Origin of the sequence: Xanthobacter cornucopiae (assembly GCF_043195065.2) — a bacterium.
In the GTDB taxonomy this organism is placed as follows: domain Bacteria; phylum Pseudomonadota; class Alphaproteobacteria; order Rhizobiales; family Xanthobacteraceae; genus Xanthobacter.
In genome coordinates, this window is record NZ_JBAFWM020000001.1 from 1 (window position 1) to 16,228 (window position 16,228).

Here is a 16,228-nt window from a genome sequence, read left to right on the forward strand (position 1 = left end):
CGACGTCCCCTTCGCCTACGTTGCAACATCGTTGCGGCTAGTAGGTTATGGTTCTTGGTGTCGCGATGTCCACTGAAGGGACTGAATCACGAAGCTCCGATTCTGGCAATTTGATGCGCTGGAGGCTTGCTGCCAGACGGTCCAGTCCGAACCATTCCAGGATGATGCGTGCTGCCAGCAGCCCGTTGCCGATGAGCGTCGTCAGCCAGGATAGCGGCCCAATACCCTTGCGCTGCTTTTGCTCCTGATCTGTCAGGATCCAGCGGTTCTCCCCGTCGAAGTGCCCGTCTGTCCATTTCGGTTGCGCCATGGACCAGGCGAGGCGGACTAAGCCGTCCGGCAACTCGTGGAGCTGGATGGGGGTTACCCGGGCCTCCTCCTCTTCGCGCAGGCGTGCCTCGGCTTTCCTCACATCTGCCTCCCGCTGCGCGAGCGAAATGCCTAGCTTGTGCAGCTCTGCGGCACGCACATCGTCACGTGCGTTGAGCCGCTTCGCTTCTCGCGCCCGGGCGTGCAACCGCTCCACCTCGACGCGCTGTTGCGTCTGCTGCCTTTCCGTTTCTGTCAGCTTTTTTTCCCTGGCCTGAATCCGGGCGGAGTACTCGGTTGCCCAACTCTGGATCCGCTTGTTCTGTCTGGCCGCCCAGGTTTCTGCGCTGGCAGATCGCATGAATAGGTCAGGTGCAGGAATCGTTGGTGGTTCCGGCAAGGGAGAGGATGAGAGGGCTGCGATTTCGTCCTCGATCCGCTGCTTTTGGGTCTGCGCCTGCTCTCTCAGGCGCACCTGCTCGGCAGCCTGTTTGGAAGCCCGCTTCAGCGCGGTATCGGCGTCCCCGAGCTTGTCCAGAACGCTCTCCATCTCGGCTGTCAAATCGCCCAAGTTGGCTTTAGCGTCCCGTGCACGACGTTCATAGGTTTCGACGTTCTGGCGCGCCTTCTCGGCTTTCTCGGCGGTCTCCGCCCATTTCTCAGCCTTTTGCCGCGCTTCCGCGGCTCGCTGCTCGTTTTTGGAGATCTTGTCCTTTGCCTCCACCACCTGCCTTTCAAGATCGTTCAGCTGGGCGCGGAGAGCGTCGGCCTCGACAGGCAGGTCATGGTGCAGTTCCTTGACCGTGCGGTGCACCACCTCCGAATATTTCGCCCCCGCCGCCAAGCGGTCGCGCTTTTTGTTCCCACGCTCAATTCGGGGCTCGTACTGCTGGGCCACAGTTGCGGCGATATCCTGGAGCTGGGATGTCACCGAGGGTGTCGCGATCTTCGCGACCGGCCGCCCGTCCTGGGCGACGGCAGCGAGCTGATAATGGGCATGGATCGCGGTCTCGTCGAGATGCACGACCAAGCCGTGCAGGCTGGTATTCAGACGTTGGGCGATCGCCTCCGCTACCTCGCGGAACATGCGATCCTGGACATCAATGGATAACGCTTCCACCCATGGCTGTGCCTCCGCGCCGAAGGTGATGATGCCCGCCGTCGAAACCGCCGCGCTCTTCGAAACCTTGCGTTTGCGGGAAATGCCGGAGGCCTCGCGTCGGGCGTCGCAGATCTTCCGCATGTCCGTGCCGGGCAACGTCGGGATCAGCTTACGATTCAAGTGGGTGCGGTCGGCAATCACATATCCAGGCTGTTTCCCTAGCCTGAGATCATGCCGGCGCTCCCCGTTCGTTCCCGCCTGACTCCGCGCCTCGATGCGGGTCGAGATGGCCCGCGGATTGGCCTTTGCGGCCTCGGTGTCTGGCCTCATCTCCACCATTGGAGGCCCCCCCAAGAACCATAACCTACCAGCCGCAACCATGTTGCGTCGCAGGCGAAGGGGGCGTCGGCCACCTTTCGAAACCCCCTCGGGCCATCAGCCCATGGTGCAGTGGTCACTGATCGCTCTCCAATTCCTTGAGTAGAAGGTGGACCAGGCGACGAGATCACCCCTTTAGCCTGTCGGTTTCCAACTGAGGAGCCTGATCACGAGGCCGTGTAAATATCTTGGTGGAAGTGGTCTCCCATGTTAATGCTAACGTAACATGGGAGACTCGTGACGTTGCCCCGAAGTTTTATCCAGCGGTGAGTTTGTTCTGGCGGTTGGATTTGGCCTTGTCGGCCGGGTGAGCGACGGGATCTGTCGCGGAGCTTTTGGCCTGGCGCCGCGGCAGATCCCGTCGCGGATGGAAGGTGGCGGCGAAGGCGGAGGGGGTCTGCCAGCCGAGGGCGGAGTGCGGGCGTGATCCAGTGTCGTCGGACCGCCACCTGCCCAGGCTTGCTCGGGCCTGGCCGAGCGCCGAGAACAGCGTCTCGTGGAGAAGCTCGTCCCGCAGGCGGCCGTTGAAGCTCTCGATGAAGGCGTTCTGCATGGGCTTGCCCGGCGCGATGGAATGCCACTCGACCTGTGCCGCGACCGCCCAGGCGAGGATGGTATTGGAGGTGAACTCGCTGCCGTTATCGCTGACGATCATCTTCGGCCGGCCGCGCTCGGCCACGAGGCGGTCCAACTCCCAGGCCCCCCGGAAGCCGGACAGCGATGTGCCCGCCAGCAGGGTGAGGCATTCCCGGGTACAGTCGTCGACGACGGTGAGGATGCGGAAGCGACGGCCACAGGTGAGCTGGTCCGACACGAAGTCGAGCGACCGGCGCGCGTTCGGCCGCATCGGGATCGTCATGGGGGCCCGCGTCCCGATGGCCCGCTTGCGGCCACCACGGCGCCGTACCTTGCGCCGCTCCTCGCGATAGAGCCGGAACAGGCGCTTGTGGTTGAGCGTGAACCCCTCCCGCTTGAGCCGCACGTGCAGGCGTCGATAGCCGAAGCGACGCCGCTCGTGGGCGATGGCCTTCATGCGCTCACGCAGGGCGCCGTCATCGCCCCGCTTTGCCTGGTATCTCATGGTCATAGGTTCTCTCCTTGAGTTGTCTGCGAAGCAGCACTGCGCTGCTGCTTCCCGGGGCCGCGTGAGCGGGCAGGGCTGGGAGAGGGAAAGCGAAATCGCTGCGGGTGGTGCGGGCGCAGGGAGCCGAAGGCGACCGAGCCTCGGCCGCGGCTATTTCGCTTGGGGAGAGAGAAGGGGCAGCCAGCCCCTCGGCCTCTCCCCCTCACGCCGCGTCTGCGGCGGTGAGGATCTGCATCAGGGGTGGAAGCCGGAGGGCCGAAACCGCGTGCGGGTTCGGTTCACGACAGCCCGGCCCGAAGGGGATGCCAGTCCTGCACATTGCATGCGCATCCTGGTCAAGCACGATCTCAACGCCACGCTTCTCATGCAGAAGGGCCGATACGAACTGTAATTCGTACCGGCCACATCCAGGCGATGAGAAAGAGACGCGGCCTTGCTTACTGCATCGGCCGCATCCTTCATTCACTTCTTCTGTTCATTGATGGTCGTCTCGGGGTACTTGGGATAGGTGACGGTCACACCGCCCTGCACCCCCCCAGGCGTGTGAAAGACGCCTCCGTTGATCTCGGTGTTGCCGATGCGCCCCCCACCGACGACGCCGGGCGTCTGCGGGATCGGGACCGGACGGGCCCAGAACTCGTTCTGGGAGGGCTGCATCGGAGCGATCGGGGGAAGCGTCGGCACCGGGTTGGGGGTCGGCGTCGGCGCCGGGAAATAGTTCGGGAAGGTCGTATCCACCCCGAGGTTGTAGGACAGCTTCGTCAACGGGCGGTCGAGGAGCTGGGCGGACGCGACCTGAACCCCGAAGATGGAGAGTGTCACGAAGTAAAGGAAGAGACGTTTCACTGTCGGTCTCCATTGCCAGGCCCGCGATGCGGGCGATTTCAATGGAATTTACATTGCCAGTTCCTGATTCCTAATTGTGTCTTCCGGCCATTACCGGAATGAGTACAAGTGCGCCTTGGGTCTTACCCAAGGCGCACACGCTATCAGGCGATATCGAGGAGCTTTCCCGCATCGGCCGGGTCGGATTCCTCTCCACCCCTGCTGCGCCCGATTGCGATCTGAGCCGAAGCTAAGATAGTGCCCGTGACAGATTCATTGTAAAGGAACTCGCCGGCATCCGCTGGGTCGCCCTCCATGACGATGCGCTCGCCAAGCGCTACCGGAATCGCCGTTGCCACCGGGCCCGCAATGCTTGCGGAGAGCAGGGCGGCCAGGAAAAGGCTTTTGATCCTCATGGTCTTCACTCCGCTGCCGCCTGGATGGCGGTTTCACGTGCATGACGGTTCGCCACGATGTTAAAATAAACTCCAGTGGGCAGCAGCTCCCGTCCAATATAGGGATCATCCGGATTTTCGGCCTGCAGGGCGACCACCCGGCCGATGACGAGCTTAAGCTCGGCGAGCTGGGCGAGAGCGTCACGGATCTCCGGCCCCTTCAGGTGCCAGTGGTGAACGTTGCCCTGGTCCTCGCTTTGACGCTGGACGATGAAGACATTCTCGAGTTTTCGCGCCAGCCGCTCGACGGCGGAACGGCTCCTACAGAGCCATTTCTCGGCCGCTTCGTAGAGCTGCATCGTCCGGCCGGTACCGGCATGGCTGTAGTTCTGGGCGGCGACGATCGAGATCATGACCTGCGTCGCCAGCGGCACCTTCGTCATCCCGAGCACATGTCGCCAGGCCCGGGTCTCCATCTGCCCCGAATTGACGAGCAGGATCGCCGTGCGGGCGTCAACGTCCGGCACCGGCGCATGAGGCGTAGAGAACTTCATCTGAGTTCACCTCGTTAAAACTCCATTCAGTTGCGGCAGGAAACATGTCCGCAAAAAGGCACCTCAGCGTCACAAGTTAGTATTCCCATTTCGCGACACACCGTTGCTTTGGATGTTGGTGGCGGGACGTTATCGCACCGCCAACAGCTCGTTCCAACGGGTCGTGAAGCGCGGGCTGCGCATGGCGCTGCGTAGCGCCCAGGCTTGCGTGCGCCCAGCGGCGGCAAGCGCGATGGTGCCGCGGCCATGGTCGCGGTTGATGGTGTCGATCGTCACCATCAAGGCCTTACGGCGTTCGGAATCGGGGCGGTCGAACAGGCCGTGCTGCACTTGCCGGGCCGGCACCAGATCGAGCAGCATGACGCCAGCTTTCTTATAGGCGTAGCCCTCGCGCCAGAGGCCCGCCGAGCGCATCGAGCGCGGCGCGGGTCAGGCGCGTCGTGTCGGCGGTCGCAACATTGAGATCCACGGTACGGCTCGCGGCATATTGCAGGTCGGCCGGGCGGAAGCGGTTGGTGTGCAGGAACAGCTGGAGCTGAGTGGCCGCGAGCTGCTGGCGGCGCATCTTCTCGGCCGCCCGCGCGACATAGGTGGCGACGGCCTCCTCCATTTCGCGGCGGGCAGTGACCATGCGGCCGAAGGAGCGTGAGCAGGGTGTCAGAAATTGCCATGGTTCATCTCCGCCTGCTCCTCAGTTGGACACGAGTTCAGCAGCGCGCGCGCCCGGCTTTTCGGCATCCAGCGGCGCCACCAACCCCAGCTTCAGCAGCTTCATGACGACCCTCGTGCGGAACTTGGCCATATCGCTGCGATCGATGCCACGACCGCACAGCCGCACCAGATCACCCGCTGTGATCCGCCCTCCCCTGCGAGCTGGCGCAGCGCTCTCATGTCGAGGTCATCCAGATCGCTCATCTCGCATCGCTCCTCAGTTGGAAGGCCCGAACGACGACGGGGGCACAAAGCCACCGTTATCATCCTCCGGCTCGTCCTCATCGTGCTGGCGAGCCGCAGGCGTAGACGTTGCCCCGGCTTCCCGCGCCGCGGTGATGTACCGGTCCAGCGTCTCTGCGAGCCGCTGGAACATCAGCCCGCCGAAACTGGCGAACCCCTGGCCGGCTTGCCCGGCTTCCAGCGCGCCAATATAGGCCGGCCGGTCCTCGGGCCGTATCGCGATCGGCGGATAGCCTCCACGGACCAGCACCAGGTTCATCAGCAGCCGGGCGGTGCGGCCATTCCCGTCATTGAACGGGTGGATGCCGACCAACCGCCGGTGCGCCTCAAAACCAGCGGACGGCGTGTTTCCCGCCTGCTGGAGCCAGGTCCCGAATTCGTGCATCAAGGCGGGGACCTCCATCGGGGACGGAAAGTGGTGCACACCGGCGTCCGTGTTCACATAGCGCGCCACATCGGCATAACGGCCCGCAATCTCGGGCTTCGACTGGGCAACCACCAGCTCATGAAGGTTCCGGATATCGGTTTCACGGAGTGGCTCCGCACGCTGAGAGCCGATTTCCACGACCCAGTCCAGTGCGCGCGCATGATCTACGGCCTCGAGGTGATCCTTCAGCGGCTTCCCGCTGACGGTGATGCCCTTCTCGATCACCAGGGCGGTTTCACCGGCGGTGAGCGTGTTCCCTTCCAGGGCATTTGAAGTGTAGGTGATGTCAATACGCTGGGCGTGATCGAGATTGTCCAGACCGCCGTGGCGCAGGTCGCCCTTCAAGGCGTCCAGCAGACGCTTCTTGTCCGCCACGATACTCTCCAGTCGCGCCAAGTCGCGCTCCGCTTCCGTTCCGCCCCTGGGCGGCAGCCTGATCATCATCTTCCTCCTCAGTTGGACGAACGCCGGGTCGCCACGGCGCGGCGCGCCAAGTCCTCGTCCCATTCGGCCCGCTCCACGAAACCGGAGCGCGCGATGCGCAAAGCCGCCACGCTGGCGCCATAGTCCTGCCCGCGGGCCACCGCGCAGCCCTCGCCACGCTCCAGGTGCCCGTCCATGCAGCTCAGGCGGGCGAGGTAGCCGTTACAGCGGGCACCAGCGGATTTGCCCATGCGGACAGCCCTTCACCTGCCTCTCCCTATTTGGAGGCCGCGAGCGCGGCTTCGCATTCGTTGGCGATGGCCTCCGCAAGTTCGGTCGAGGCATTGCCATATTGGTAGCTGCGCAGCGCATGGCCCGCGCCACGCGTGGCCTTCTCCAAGGCGGTGGCCATAGCCTCGAGGTCACTCGCCACTTTCATCGCGCCGGGTCCTGCCATCACACGACCGCGATGACGCTGCTCGTCGGCGTGCGGAACAGCGAGAGGGCGAGGCGGAGCCGCGCCAGGTACTCACCATCGATCTCCAAGCGATCTGGATCATAGATGTCCAGGAACCCCAGAGGATCAGGGGGCAGGCGCGGGTTGGTGCGCTGCACCGACACCTCGATGGCACCGGCCACAGTCTCAACCAGGCACAGCCGCCGGAGCGCGGCCATGGCCTCGCGACGGCGCCGGGCTGCGGTGTCGCCAGCGAAGCGATTGTGCTCGCCCAGCACGGCCAGGAAGCCTTCCAGGAGCGGGCGCGTCATTCTTCGCCACCACGATGCCCTTGGGCTCGCCACCGGACCTCATGTCTCGCTCCTCAGTTCGAAATGACCTACATCCCCGGCCCGTCGCCGCCGGGCGGCCGACGCTGGGAGAAGGAGCGGATGGTGTCGTTGGTCGTGGGCGAGGACTCAACGATGCGCCGCCACAGAGCCTCTGCGGATGGGATCAACCCTCGGCGCTCTGCCAGCGCCAGGAACGCCCGCGTCGTCACCACGTCGATGTCGGCATGCAGGTCCTGGTCCGCGATCAGCTTCGGCACCTTGCCATTTTCATAGAGCACAAGGGCAGTGCGGTCGGTGCCCGACACCTTCTCCGCAAGCCACTCGACCATGGCCACCTCGCCGCCGTTGCGCATGCGGAAGTCCGGCTTCACGAGCCGTGCCAGGCGCAGCGCCTCTCCGGTCTCGGTCAGCTCGAGTCGCACGGGCATGTTCGAGCCGGGCTCCAACCCACGTTCGATCCACTGCTGGATGCGCTCAGCCTCTGGCTTGGTCATATCGGTCGTCAGCTCGTAACGGACCACGTCCACGATCACCACCGCGCCACCGATCTCATGCAGGAGCGGCAGGGCGTCCACCTGCGAGAGGTGGATCAGGGGTCCCGTGTCCGGGATCACGATGTCCGGCCTCTCGATCGGTTCCACCGGCATGGCCTCGCCTCCTCGCCGCTCCCGCGGCACCTTGATGATCATCCGCGCTCGCTCCTCAGTTGGTCATCGCCGCGATCATCCGCGTACGGCCAACATCTCACCTCTCCTTCGCAAGGCCCCGGCGTCGAGCGATGGCGAAGTCGCGCCCCACCACTGTGCAGCCGGATCGGAAGTCCTCTTTCCTGCGCCGCCATGCTTCGTCGAGCTTCTTCGCCGCAATTGAATGGAGCGCACATTCCTGCGCCTCGATGATCTCGGCTCGCATGCGCTGGAGCCTCTTATAGGCCGCGTCGTACGGCTCGACGATGTGGAGAAACGCGTCGGAAGGGTCGATGTCGCGCTCACAGTCAGGGCACCAAATTCGCCGCTCTTTCTGATCGTAGTGCAATCGTGGATGTTTGCACGTCGACGCGGGCCGACGCGTCAAGCCGCGAGCGACACGAATATCTCCAATATCGACGACAGTCGTACCACTCAGATAGTCCTGCGGCTCGATGGGCTCAGTCCGGGGGAGGAGAACCCGCCCACGGCCTCCACCTGGCGGCCGGGCAGAGCGGCCTCGTAGGCCCACCGGCCCGGCCGCTCCGCGTCCGGCACGATCTTGAACTGTGCTGCCTCGATTGCCATTGGCCGCTCCTCAATTTGACGCCGGCGCGCGGCTGGCGCTCTCGACCAGGAAGTGGCCCAGGCTGGCCGCGGAGCCGGGCGGCAGCTCGAAGGCGAGCCAGCCAAGCCCGGGATGGCGCACGGCCAGCATGATGCGCCCATCATCCACCACCGCCCTCCAGATCGGGTCCTGGATCGCCATGATCCGGGCTCCGGGATCGAGTTCCCTCACCACCTCCGGCACCATGTTCCCACGGAGCGCGGCCAGCCGCTCGACCGCCTGGGACAGCTCGGCCGCGTCCAGCTCCACCCAGGCGGCCGGATCAGCCTCGCCGTCGAGCGACAGCCTCACCGCCTGGCGATCCTCCGAAAGCACGGCATTCATCGCGACCCGCTGTTGCATCGATCCGCTCCTCAGTTGGAATTATGCCGCCCGGCCTTCCGCCACCAGGGCACGGCGGACCGCCTCCGGCTCGCGTTCGATGATGCGGAACAAGGCTTGGGTCGCTGCGTCCGGCCGGCGGCGGCCGCGCTCATAGCCATCGATCGTTCCGGCCGGAATTCCAGTCATCTTCTCAAACACCTTCCGCGACCCCACGCTCTCGCGGATCGCGCGGATCCGCGCGGGGCTGAGATCCTCGGGCGGGACGAACTCGTAGCTCTCGACCTCAGCCTCTCCCCGGAGGTGCGCAGCCAGTTCGGTAAATGCCTCGATCAGGCCCTCGCCGACCGTCGGCATGGGCTCAGCAGACGATGACGCCGCCTTCTTCATAGTGGCCATCACTGAACTCCTTTCATGATGTCGGACACCAGTGCCAGCAGCGCCTTGCGCTGGTCCGGTGTCAGGTCTTCCTGCTCGTTCTTCGGGTAGGCGAACATCATGAAATGCGAGGCGCCAAGGTGAATGTAGTAAATCACCCTCGCCCCGCCACTCTTGCCGCGCCCCGGCAGAGCGATGCGCGCCTTCCTGAGGCCAATGCCCTTGACCACAGGATAGCGCTCCGGCGCGAGCGCGATGATGCCGCGGACTTCCATCTCTGTGCGGATGCGCGGGCCAGGCGCTCCAGCAGCGCCCGGCAGGTGTCGGCCATGCCGGCCGCCAGGTCCGGGGCGGCGTTGCCGTACTGGTAGCTGCGCAGCGCGTGCACGCCCCCTTCAGCACCGGCACTAGCTCGCCCGTCGGCATCGCGCGGCCATCTAGCGCCATGCCCAGGGCCACCAGCGCAGCGCTCGTGTCCGCAGCAGCGGCCACCGCCAGCGCGCGGCTCACCTGATCCAGTTCCGTCCGCATCAGCGACAGATACAAGCGATCTTCATCCTCGCTCATGAGGTTCTCCCGCGGTCACAGCCGTGTTCGGCGCGAGGAATGTCACCCCTGGCCGCCAGCAGCACGATCATCGCCTCCCGCGCCGCCGGCCAGCCCCTGGCGCGCCGCGCTGGATCTCCGGCCCACAGGTATTCCAGCCCGAGATGGTCCGCCACAGCCCGCTCCAGCCAGTGGTGGGGGGCTAGCATCGACCTCCTCCGCCGGCTCCGGGGCGGACGCCATGACATAATCCCAACCCTTGCGGCGGGAGCCGACCGGCGTCGCCCAGCGGGTCACATGGCATTCCGGCTCGCCGTCACCATCGGGCGCCGGCGGCAGGAGCCGGCCGACCACGATGCCCTCGACGCCTCGGCTCCACTCTCCCTCGAACGCCGAGTCCTTACGATGCTCATCAATGGTTCTTCAGTTGGAACTCGCCTTTCGCGCTTCCCTGCGCCGGCGCTCGAATGCCTTCCGGGCGGCATCGGCGGATGCGAAGCCGCCCACCGTCTCGGTGGCGCGACCGGGCAGCGTCGCCTCATACACCCATCGGCCCGGCTGCCTTGTGTCCGGAACGATGGCGGTCGGGAATGCTCACATATTGCGAACCGCGATCACTATGGTGCACGAGGCCGCCGCGATGAACAGGGCGGCGCTCGTGAAGGGCCTGCTCCAGCGCATCCAGCACGAAGCTGGCATGCGCGGTCCGGCTCACCCGCCAGCCGACGATACGGCGAGCATAGGCGTCGATCACGAAGGCTCGCGTTGTCGAAGCCCGCCCAGGTGCTGACATAGGTGAAGTCCGACAGCCACAGCCTGTTCGGTGCCGGGGCATGGAAGACCCGGTTCACATGATCGAGCGGGCATGGCGCCATCTTGTCCCGCATCGTGGTGCGGACCGGCTTGCCGCGGATCACGCCGGCGAGGCCCATGCCCTGCATCAGCCGCTCGATGGTGCAGCGGGCGACATCGCCCCCTCCCGCGCCATCTGCCGCCAGACCTTGCGTGCCCCGTACACCTCGAAGTTCTCGGCGAACACGCGCTCGATCTGGGGCCGCAAGGCCGCGTCCCGCCGCGCCCGCACCGAGCACTTCGAAGGATCAGGCCGCCGGGCGACATGCGCATGATAGGTCGCATAGGGTCGCGGGACGCGATCAATTCCGGATCGCTTTGGGGGCGATCGGCAGGACCTTGCAGATCGGCTCGACCCCATACGCACCGCGATGATCGTCGATGAAAACGATCATGTCTTCGACCGGCGGTCGAGCTCCGCCAGGGCAAAATACGCCGACGCCTTGCGCAGGATCTCGTTTGCCTGCCGAAGCTCCCGGTTCTCACGCTCAAGCGCCTTTAGCTTCGCCGCCATATCCGTCGACACGCCGGCCCGCTTGCCGGCATCTACATCGACCTTCTTCAGCCACTCGTTCAGTGAGTGCGCCGAGCAGCCCATCTTCGCTGCAATCGACATGATCGCCTGCCAGCGAGACGGATACTCCGCCTCGTGATCCAGCACCCGCCGCACCGCCCGCTCGCGCACTTCGGGCGAAAACTTGTTCGTCGTCTTGCTCGTCATAGACCCATCCTCTCTGGAGTTGGGGCCTCCGACAAACCCGGGGCGGTTCAGTGGGTCAGGTGTCGGCAGTCAATCGATGAACCCGGCTTCCCGAAGAAATGGCTGCAACAGCTTCATGTTGACCACTTGGTCTTGCGTGCTCGTGTTTACTTTTTCAGAGGATATATTGTCTTTTTTATTTGTTTTAAAATAAAATGAATTATAATCTTTTATCTTATCGATCATATAGAATCTCCAATTGCTTGGCTTTGGTCCAAGGACGCCGAGCTTCATATCGGAGTATGAAAATAGAGATGTGTGAACAGCAGAACCCTCGCAAAGTAGAACGTTTCCAGTCGTGTTGAATATTTCAATCTGCTGAGCGACAGTAAGTTGCTCCGGAAACATAACCTTATATCCATGCCTAACAAGGAACGCCTCAACCTCGCCTTCATTTATCACCTTGCGTTTAGTGGATGGCAGTCGCGACCTTGACAGGTAATAATTGTCTTTCGTATCCTGAATATTTCCACAATCTCGCAGATATTTTACAACATTAAAAAAGAAAATGTTGTGGCATTTATATATTTTTGTTGTGAATTGAAATGATGGAATAGGAATAGTTACGCTATTTATATTAATTGGAACTTTTGATTTCAAGATATGATCTTGATTTATACCGGAAAGCCGAAGCAATTCTAGGACCCACTTTTTCTCCAGCCCGGAAGAAGCGGAGAAAAATATTTTTCGATCTCGCCCAGAAGTAAAATAATACCATAAACGAGATATGTCATCAGTGAGAAAGTGCCCCCACTCTGCATAGATGGAGCTACCGAAAATCACGTGCTCATCCAGTTTATAAAAAGAGTATTTAGATATATCTACTTGAGTAGGTGGCTTCGACCATTTAAAAAGGATGTCACCCTTCTCCGTATAATCACAACATGATTCGATAATTATATTTCCGCCTGAATCATATAGGCAATCGAAATGCGGGATATAAAATACATTATCGTATTCGATCACCGCAGGATGTTGTGTTGACACCTCGACTCCATAGTAGCGCTTTGACAGATAATCAACGCCGATTCCGATCGAATGCATGTTTCCGAGCTTCCCGCGAATAATATCTTCCATAACAGCCTCGTATTTTATGTTTTACATGCCATTTCTCGTTGAATATATTTAATATAATTTAACGAGAATGTTCACGACCTTGATATCATATCCTTATCGCAAGCGTGAAGTAAAAATTTATTTGGATGTAAGAGTCCGTCCCGAACCTCATGACGTTCGGGCGATGCGGCGGATGAGGACCATGGCGGCGGCGGCGTAGAGGAAGGCGGTCGCTGAGGCAATGGTGGCTTCGGCGTCCTTCCAGAGCCGTCTGTTCCGATTGATCCACGCGAAGAAGCGCTCGACGACCCAGCGCCGGGGCTGAACGGCGAAGTCGATCTGATCGGGCTTGCGACGGACGATCTCGACGGCGATGCGGGTCGCGGTCGCGACACGCGGGCCCTGGTAGCCGGCGTCCGCGAAGACCTTCTCGATGAAGGGGAACGGGCGACGCGAGGCAGCCAGCAGCGGGCCCGCCCCATCGCGATCCTGCACACTGGCGGGATGGGCGAAGAGGACGAGGCCACGCCCGTCGGTGTCGACGAGGGCGTGGCGCTTGCGACCCATGATCGTCTTGCCGGCGTCGTAGCCGCGCGGGCCGCCGGCTTCGTTGGTCTTCACGCTCTGGCTGTCGATGATGCAGGCGCTTGGCGAGGCCGCCCGACCGCTGCGCTCGCGATCGATCAGGGATGGAAGCGCGCGGCATCACCCCGATCATTCCGATGCGGCGAAGTCGGAAGGTGCAGTTGCCCGTAGATAACCACGTCTACGCGCTCCGGAACCGGATCGAACGTTGCTTCAACAGGTTGAAGAACTGGCGCCGTCTCGCCACCCGCTACGACAAGACCGCCGACAGCTACCTTGGCTTCGTCCTCATCGCCGCCGTCCGTCTATGGATGCGCGCATTCGTCAACAGGACCTAGCAGCTCGGCCAGCAGCGGCTGCAGCGCGCCGCGCCGCAGCAGCACGCCGAGCACGTCATGCTGATCGCATTCCGGCACCGGACGGATGCTGACCCCGGGCCGGCCGGCCAGCCGGCGGCACATGGCGGCATCCCCCGCATGCTCCGCCCCGTGCGCCAGAACCACCGGCGCGGGCGCCTCCCGCCCGGGATAGAGCGCCACGAGATCGAGCGGTTCCGGCAGCTGGCTGGCGGGAATGCCGGCCGCGCCCAGCACCGCGGCGAGGCCGGAGACCTCCGTCTCCGGCGACAGCGCCAGCCCGCGGGCCCGCTCCGTCAGCGCGAAATGCAGCGCCGGAAAGCCGCCCGACGAGGTGCCGATCACATCCACCCGCTCGGCCCCCAGGCGCGCGATCAACCGGCGCACCCCCGTCTTCAGGGCCGCGAATCCGGAGCCGAAGGCATCGACGCCGGTCAGATAGCCGCGCCGGTCCGGGTCCTTGAGGAACACCAGGTGCCGGTCCGCCGGCAGCAGCCCATATAGCAGCCGGAGCGACACCAGATACTGGCTGGCCGTGCCCAGGAACACCACCACGCACGCCGTGGCGCCGGGGCGCCGGGCCAGCACCACGCCGCGCGTGCGCAGCGCCCGCTCGGCCATGGGCGCGGCCGGATCGGCGTAGGCGTCCAGCCGGGTGTCCAGCCCCCAGCGTTCGAACTGGCGGATGGCCGCCTGCAGCCGGCGGGCACGGGGCGCGACGGCGGGGTCCGCCAGCAGCGCCTCGGCGACCCCGGCCATGGGCGCCAGCACCCCTTCCCCGGCCATGATCTCGGCCATCACGAGCCGGTCCGCCGGCGGCGCCGAGGGATCGAGGGCTTGGGCCAGCCAATCCTCGAAGGCTGGGATCGAGACACGCATTCAGACCTCCGGACCCGCGCCGCCCGGCGGCGGCGCGGCCATGCAATGCACCAGCGGCCCCGGTCTTCGACCGGTGCCAAGTGGGTCCGCTCAAACGCCGCGCGGGCTTGGCCAAAGGCCTATGAGTCAGGCCCATGGGCCTTTGGTATCAGGACCGGGCGGCGGGCTTGCGCAGCAGGATGCGGCGGGCCTTGCGCGGGGCGGCGAGGTCGGTGACCGGGCCCAACGCCGAGAGCCTGGCGATCTGCGCCTCGGCGGTCTTGATCCGCAGGTCGAGGATGGCGGCGCCGCCGGGCCTGAGCCCGGTTTCGAGGAACGACAGGTAGCGATCGACCGGATAGCGGAAGCCGCAGGACAGGAAGCTGACCACCAGGTCGACCGGCGCCGCGCGGTCCAGCCCGCCGTCGCGCGGATTGAGGGTGGCGATGGCCCCTGGCGGCACGCCATTGTCCTCCAGGAAGCGGCGGGCCACCGCCAGGCTGGAATAAGCGGCCGCTTCGGCGGTGAAGCCGAAATGACGGTGCTCGTTGCGCTCCAGGTCGATCAGCAGCAGGTCCGCCGCGAGGTCGCGCGCGGCGAACAGGTCGAACATGGCGTAGCCGCAGCCGATGTCGGCGATCCGCCGGGGCGCCAGCTGCGCCAGCAGCGGCGCCAGCGCCCGGTATTCGGCCCCGATCACCCCGGCCACCCGACGCGGGATCTCGTTTCCCAGGGTCGCGATCACCTGGTTGGCCGGCCCCAGATCATGGCTGCTCCAGGCCGGCAGCACCTGGGCCGCCTCCGGCCGGTCGAACAGGATCTCCGGACGCTGCAGGATCAGGTTGACGCAATCCGCGTGGCCGAACGCCGAGACATCGAGGGCGACAACGGCGGCCGCCTTCGCCTCGGCGCCGATGTCGATGGCCAGGCGCGCCGTCTTCGCGCCGTCCTCGGGCGGCCGCGCCACGACGCGCGCCGGGCGCGTCCCGAGCGCCTCCTCGACATCCCGCACGAAATCCCGGGTCAGCGTCTCGACCGCACTGGCCGCGGCCCGCAGCTCGGCGATCTGGCGATCCCGCTCCAGGATCTCCCCGATCAGGTCCTCGGCCGCGTTCAAGCGGTCCCGCACCGTGTCGAGCGCGGCCTGGGCGGCGCCGTCATCGGGGTCGGCCTCCAGGCGCCGCAGCGCCCCATGGGCGGTGCTCACCCAAGCCTTCAGATAGGCGTCGGCCTCCATCTCCCCGTCATCGGCCGTGTGGTGGACCAGGGCGCGGTCGAGATGCGCCTCGATCTCGGCGGCGCGCGCCGCCACCTGCTCCGGCCACGCGATCGCCAGCCGCCGCTCGATGTCGGACAAGACCGCGCGCCAATCCGCCAGCAGGCGCGACATGCTGGTGACCGCCCGCCGGCACGGCCGGCTGTCGTGCTCGGCATCGACCACGTGGCGCAGCCACAGCAGGAGCGAATGGGACAGGCCGAACTGGTTGCGCCGCTCGAGCGAGCGCGCCACCTCGAGCGGATGGCGATAGGCGATCAGCGCCAGCGGCTCGCCGCCCTCGGCGCGCGCCGCGTCGAGCCAGACCTGCGTCAGCCGGCAGATGCGCGGGTCCTTCACGACGATGAGCCCGGCGTCGCCGAACTCCTCGCGCAACCCCGCCGCCGCCCGGTCGCGCAGCGCGGCATAGGCCCCGCTGCCGCGCTCCGGCAGGCGAAGCGCGCGCCAATCGCTCCAGCTCGACCCCCGCGCCGCCAGGATCCGCTTGTTGATGTTCATGATCTCCACGGACTCGAAATAGCCCTTCGGATTGAAGGTGCCCGCGCCCATGGGATGGCGGGGCATGGGGGCCCCCATGATCGTCAGCAGGCCGGTCAGAGCCGACGTTCCGCTGCGGTGCATGCCGAGAATGTAGAGGATCTTGCGCATCATCAGGAGGAGTAGGACAAAGGGGACCGGGGGAGCCC

The 16,228-nt window shown here is 64.5% G+C and carries 20 protein-coding genes, 3 pseudogenes and 1 other annotated feature; of the genes and pseudogenes, 1 reads left to right on the top strand and 22 read right to left on the bottom strand.

The window, feature by feature from the left end; genetic code table 11:
• Positions 1–37 precede the first annotated feature (37 nt).
• From V5F53_RS21750 to V5F53_RS21845, 20 genes and pseudogenes are all read right to left on the bottom strand, one after another.
• Positions 38–1,750 (bottom strand): plasmid recombination protein, encoded by a 1,713-nt coding sequence (locus V5F53_RS21750; protein WP_393998683.1) that lies wholly within the window; start codon positions 1,748–1,750, stop codon positions 38–40.
• 295 nt (positions 1,751–2,045) lie between these two features.
• The gene (locus tag V5F53_RS21755; protein WP_393998685.1) at positions 2,046–2,969 is read right to left on the bottom strand and encodes an IS3 family transposase; all 924 of its coding nucleotides are present in this window, start codon (positions 2,967–2,969) and stop codon (positions 2,046–2,048) included.
• A gap of 366 nt (positions 2,970–3,335) precedes the next feature.
• The gene (locus V5F53_RS21760; protein WP_393998682.1) at positions 3,336–3,719 is read right to left on the bottom strand and encodes a hypothetical protein; all 384 of its coding nucleotides are present in this window, start codon (positions 3,717–3,719) and stop codon (positions 3,336–3,338) included.
• A gap of 143 nt (positions 3,720–3,862) precedes the next feature.
• Positions 3,863–4,114 (bottom strand): hypothetical protein, encoded by a 252-nt coding sequence (locus V5F53_RS21765; protein ID WP_393998681.1) that lies wholly within the window; start codon positions 4,112–4,114, stop codon positions 3,863–3,865.
• Between the two features lie 5 nt (positions 4,115–4,119).
• On the bottom strand, positions 4,120–4,647 hold the full coding sequence (locus tag V5F53_RS21770) for a hypothetical protein (RefSeq protein WP_393998680.1): 528 nt from the start codon (positions 4,645–4,647) through the stop codon (positions 4,120–4,122).
• Between the two features lie 129 nt (positions 4,648–4,776).
• On the bottom strand, positions 4,777–5,007 hold the full coding sequence (locus tag V5F53_RS21775; RefSeq protein ID WP_393998679.1) for a DUF4113 domain-containing protein: 231 nt from the start codon (positions 5,005–5,007) through the stop codon (positions 4,777–4,779).
• Positions 5,008–5,020: 13 nt separating this feature from the next.
• Positions 5,021–5,308, bottom strand: a complete 288-nt coding sequence (locus tag V5F53_RS21780; protein WP_393998684.1) for a DinB/UmuC family translesion DNA polymerase — start codon at positions 5,306–5,308, stop codon at positions 5,021–5,023.
• Between the two features lie 267 nt (positions 5,309–5,575).
• Positions 5,576–6,403 carry a Fic family protein gene (locus V5F53_RS21785; protein ID WP_393998678.1) on the bottom strand — a complete coding sequence of 276 codons (828 nt, stop codon included), beginning with the start codon at positions 6,401–6,403 and terminating at the stop codon, positions 5,576–5,578.
• Between the two features lie 77 nt (positions 6,404–6,480).
• Complete coding sequence (locus V5F53_RS21790) at positions 6,481–6,702, bottom strand: hypothetical protein (RefSeq protein WP_393998677.1); 222 nt, start codon at positions 6,700–6,702, stop codon at positions 6,481–6,483.
• A gap of 26 nt (positions 6,703–6,728) precedes the next feature.
• On the bottom strand, positions 6,729–6,890 hold the full coding sequence (locus V5F53_RS21795; protein ID WP_393998676.1) for a hypothetical protein: 162 nt from the start codon (positions 6,888–6,890) through the stop codon (positions 6,729–6,731).
• A gap of 17 nt (positions 6,891–6,907) precedes the next feature.
• Complete coding sequence (locus tag V5F53_RS21800) at positions 6,908–7,219, bottom strand: hypothetical protein (RefSeq protein WP_393998675.1); 312 nt, start codon at positions 7,217–7,219, stop codon at positions 6,908–6,910.
• A 68-nt stretch (positions 7,220–7,287) separates the two neighbouring features.
• Positions 7,288–7,929 carry a PIN domain-containing protein gene (locus V5F53_RS21805; RefSeq protein WP_393998674.1) on the bottom strand — a complete coding sequence of 214 codons (642 nt, stop codon included), beginning with the start codon at positions 7,927–7,929 and terminating at the stop codon, positions 7,288–7,290.
• 55 nt (positions 7,930–7,984) lie between these two features.
• On the bottom strand, positions 7,985–8,275 hold the full coding sequence (locus tag V5F53_RS21810; RefSeq protein WP_393998673.1) for a hypothetical protein: 291 nt from the start codon (positions 8,273–8,275) through the stop codon (positions 7,985–7,987).
• Between the two features lie 86 nt (positions 8,276–8,361).
• Positions 8,362–8,514 (bottom strand): hypothetical protein, encoded by a 153-nt coding sequence (locus tag V5F53_RS21815; RefSeq protein WP_393998672.1) that lies wholly within the window; start codon positions 8,512–8,514, stop codon positions 8,362–8,364.
• A 10-nt stretch (positions 8,515–8,524) separates the two neighbouring features.
• Entirely contained in the window at positions 8,525–8,896 is a 372-nt protein-coding gene (locus V5F53_RS21820; protein ID WP_393998671.1) for a hypothetical protein, read from the bottom strand.
• 21 nt (positions 8,897–8,917) lie between these two features.
• Positions 8,918–9,265 (bottom strand): helix-turn-helix domain-containing protein, encoded by a 348-nt coding sequence (locus tag V5F53_RS21825; protein ID WP_393998670.1) that lies wholly within the window; start codon positions 9,263–9,265, stop codon positions 8,918–8,920.
• Between the two features lie 8 nt (positions 9,266–9,273).
• Entirely contained in the window at positions 9,274–9,528 is a 255-nt protein-coding gene (locus tag V5F53_RS21830; protein ID WP_393998669.1) for a type II toxin-antitoxin system RelE/ParE family toxin, read from the bottom strand.
• Between the two features lie 860 nt (positions 9,529–10,388).
• Positions 10,389–11,372, bottom strand: a pseudogene (locus V5F53_RS21835) (IS3 family transposase); the annotation flags it as partial.
• Positions 10,972–11,088: a sequence feature (AL1L pseudoknot), on the bottom strand. It overlaps the preceding pseudogene by 117 nt.
• Positions 11,373–11,441: 69 nt before the next feature.
• The gene (locus tag V5F53_RS21840; protein ID WP_509213027.1) at positions 11,442–12,455 is read right to left on the bottom strand and encodes a glycosyltransferase 61 family protein; all 1,014 of its coding nucleotides are present in this window, start codon (positions 12,453–12,455) and stop codon (positions 11,442–11,444) included.
• Between the two features lie 180 nt (positions 12,456–12,635).
• Positions 12,636–13,151 (bottom strand): annotated as a pseudogene (locus V5F53_RS21845) (IS5 family transposase); the annotation flags it as partial.
• Between V5F53_RS21845 and V5F53_RS21850 the strand changes: the two are divergent.
• Positions 13,148–13,390, top strand: a pseudogene (locus tag V5F53_RS21850) (transposase); the annotation flags it as partial. The pseudogenes V5F53_RS21845 and V5F53_RS21850 sit on opposite strands and share 4 nt — an antisense overlap.
• Here the strand turns inward: V5F53_RS21850 and V5F53_RS21855 are convergent.
• On the bottom strand, positions 13,358–14,287 hold the full coding sequence (locus tag V5F53_RS21855; RefSeq protein ID WP_393998667.1) for an alpha/beta fold hydrolase: 930 nt from the start codon (positions 14,285–14,287) through the stop codon (positions 13,358–13,360). The pseudogene V5F53_RS21850 and the gene V5F53_RS21855 sit on opposite strands and share 33 nt — an antisense overlap.
• Before the next feature lie 148 nt (positions 14,288–14,435).
• Positions 14,436–16,193 carry a sulfotransferase family protein gene (locus tag V5F53_RS21860; protein WP_393998666.1) on the bottom strand — a complete coding sequence of 586 codons (1,758 nt, stop codon included), beginning with the start codon at positions 16,191–16,193 and terminating at the stop codon, positions 14,436–14,438.
• Positions 16,194–16,228 lie beyond the last annotated feature (35 nt).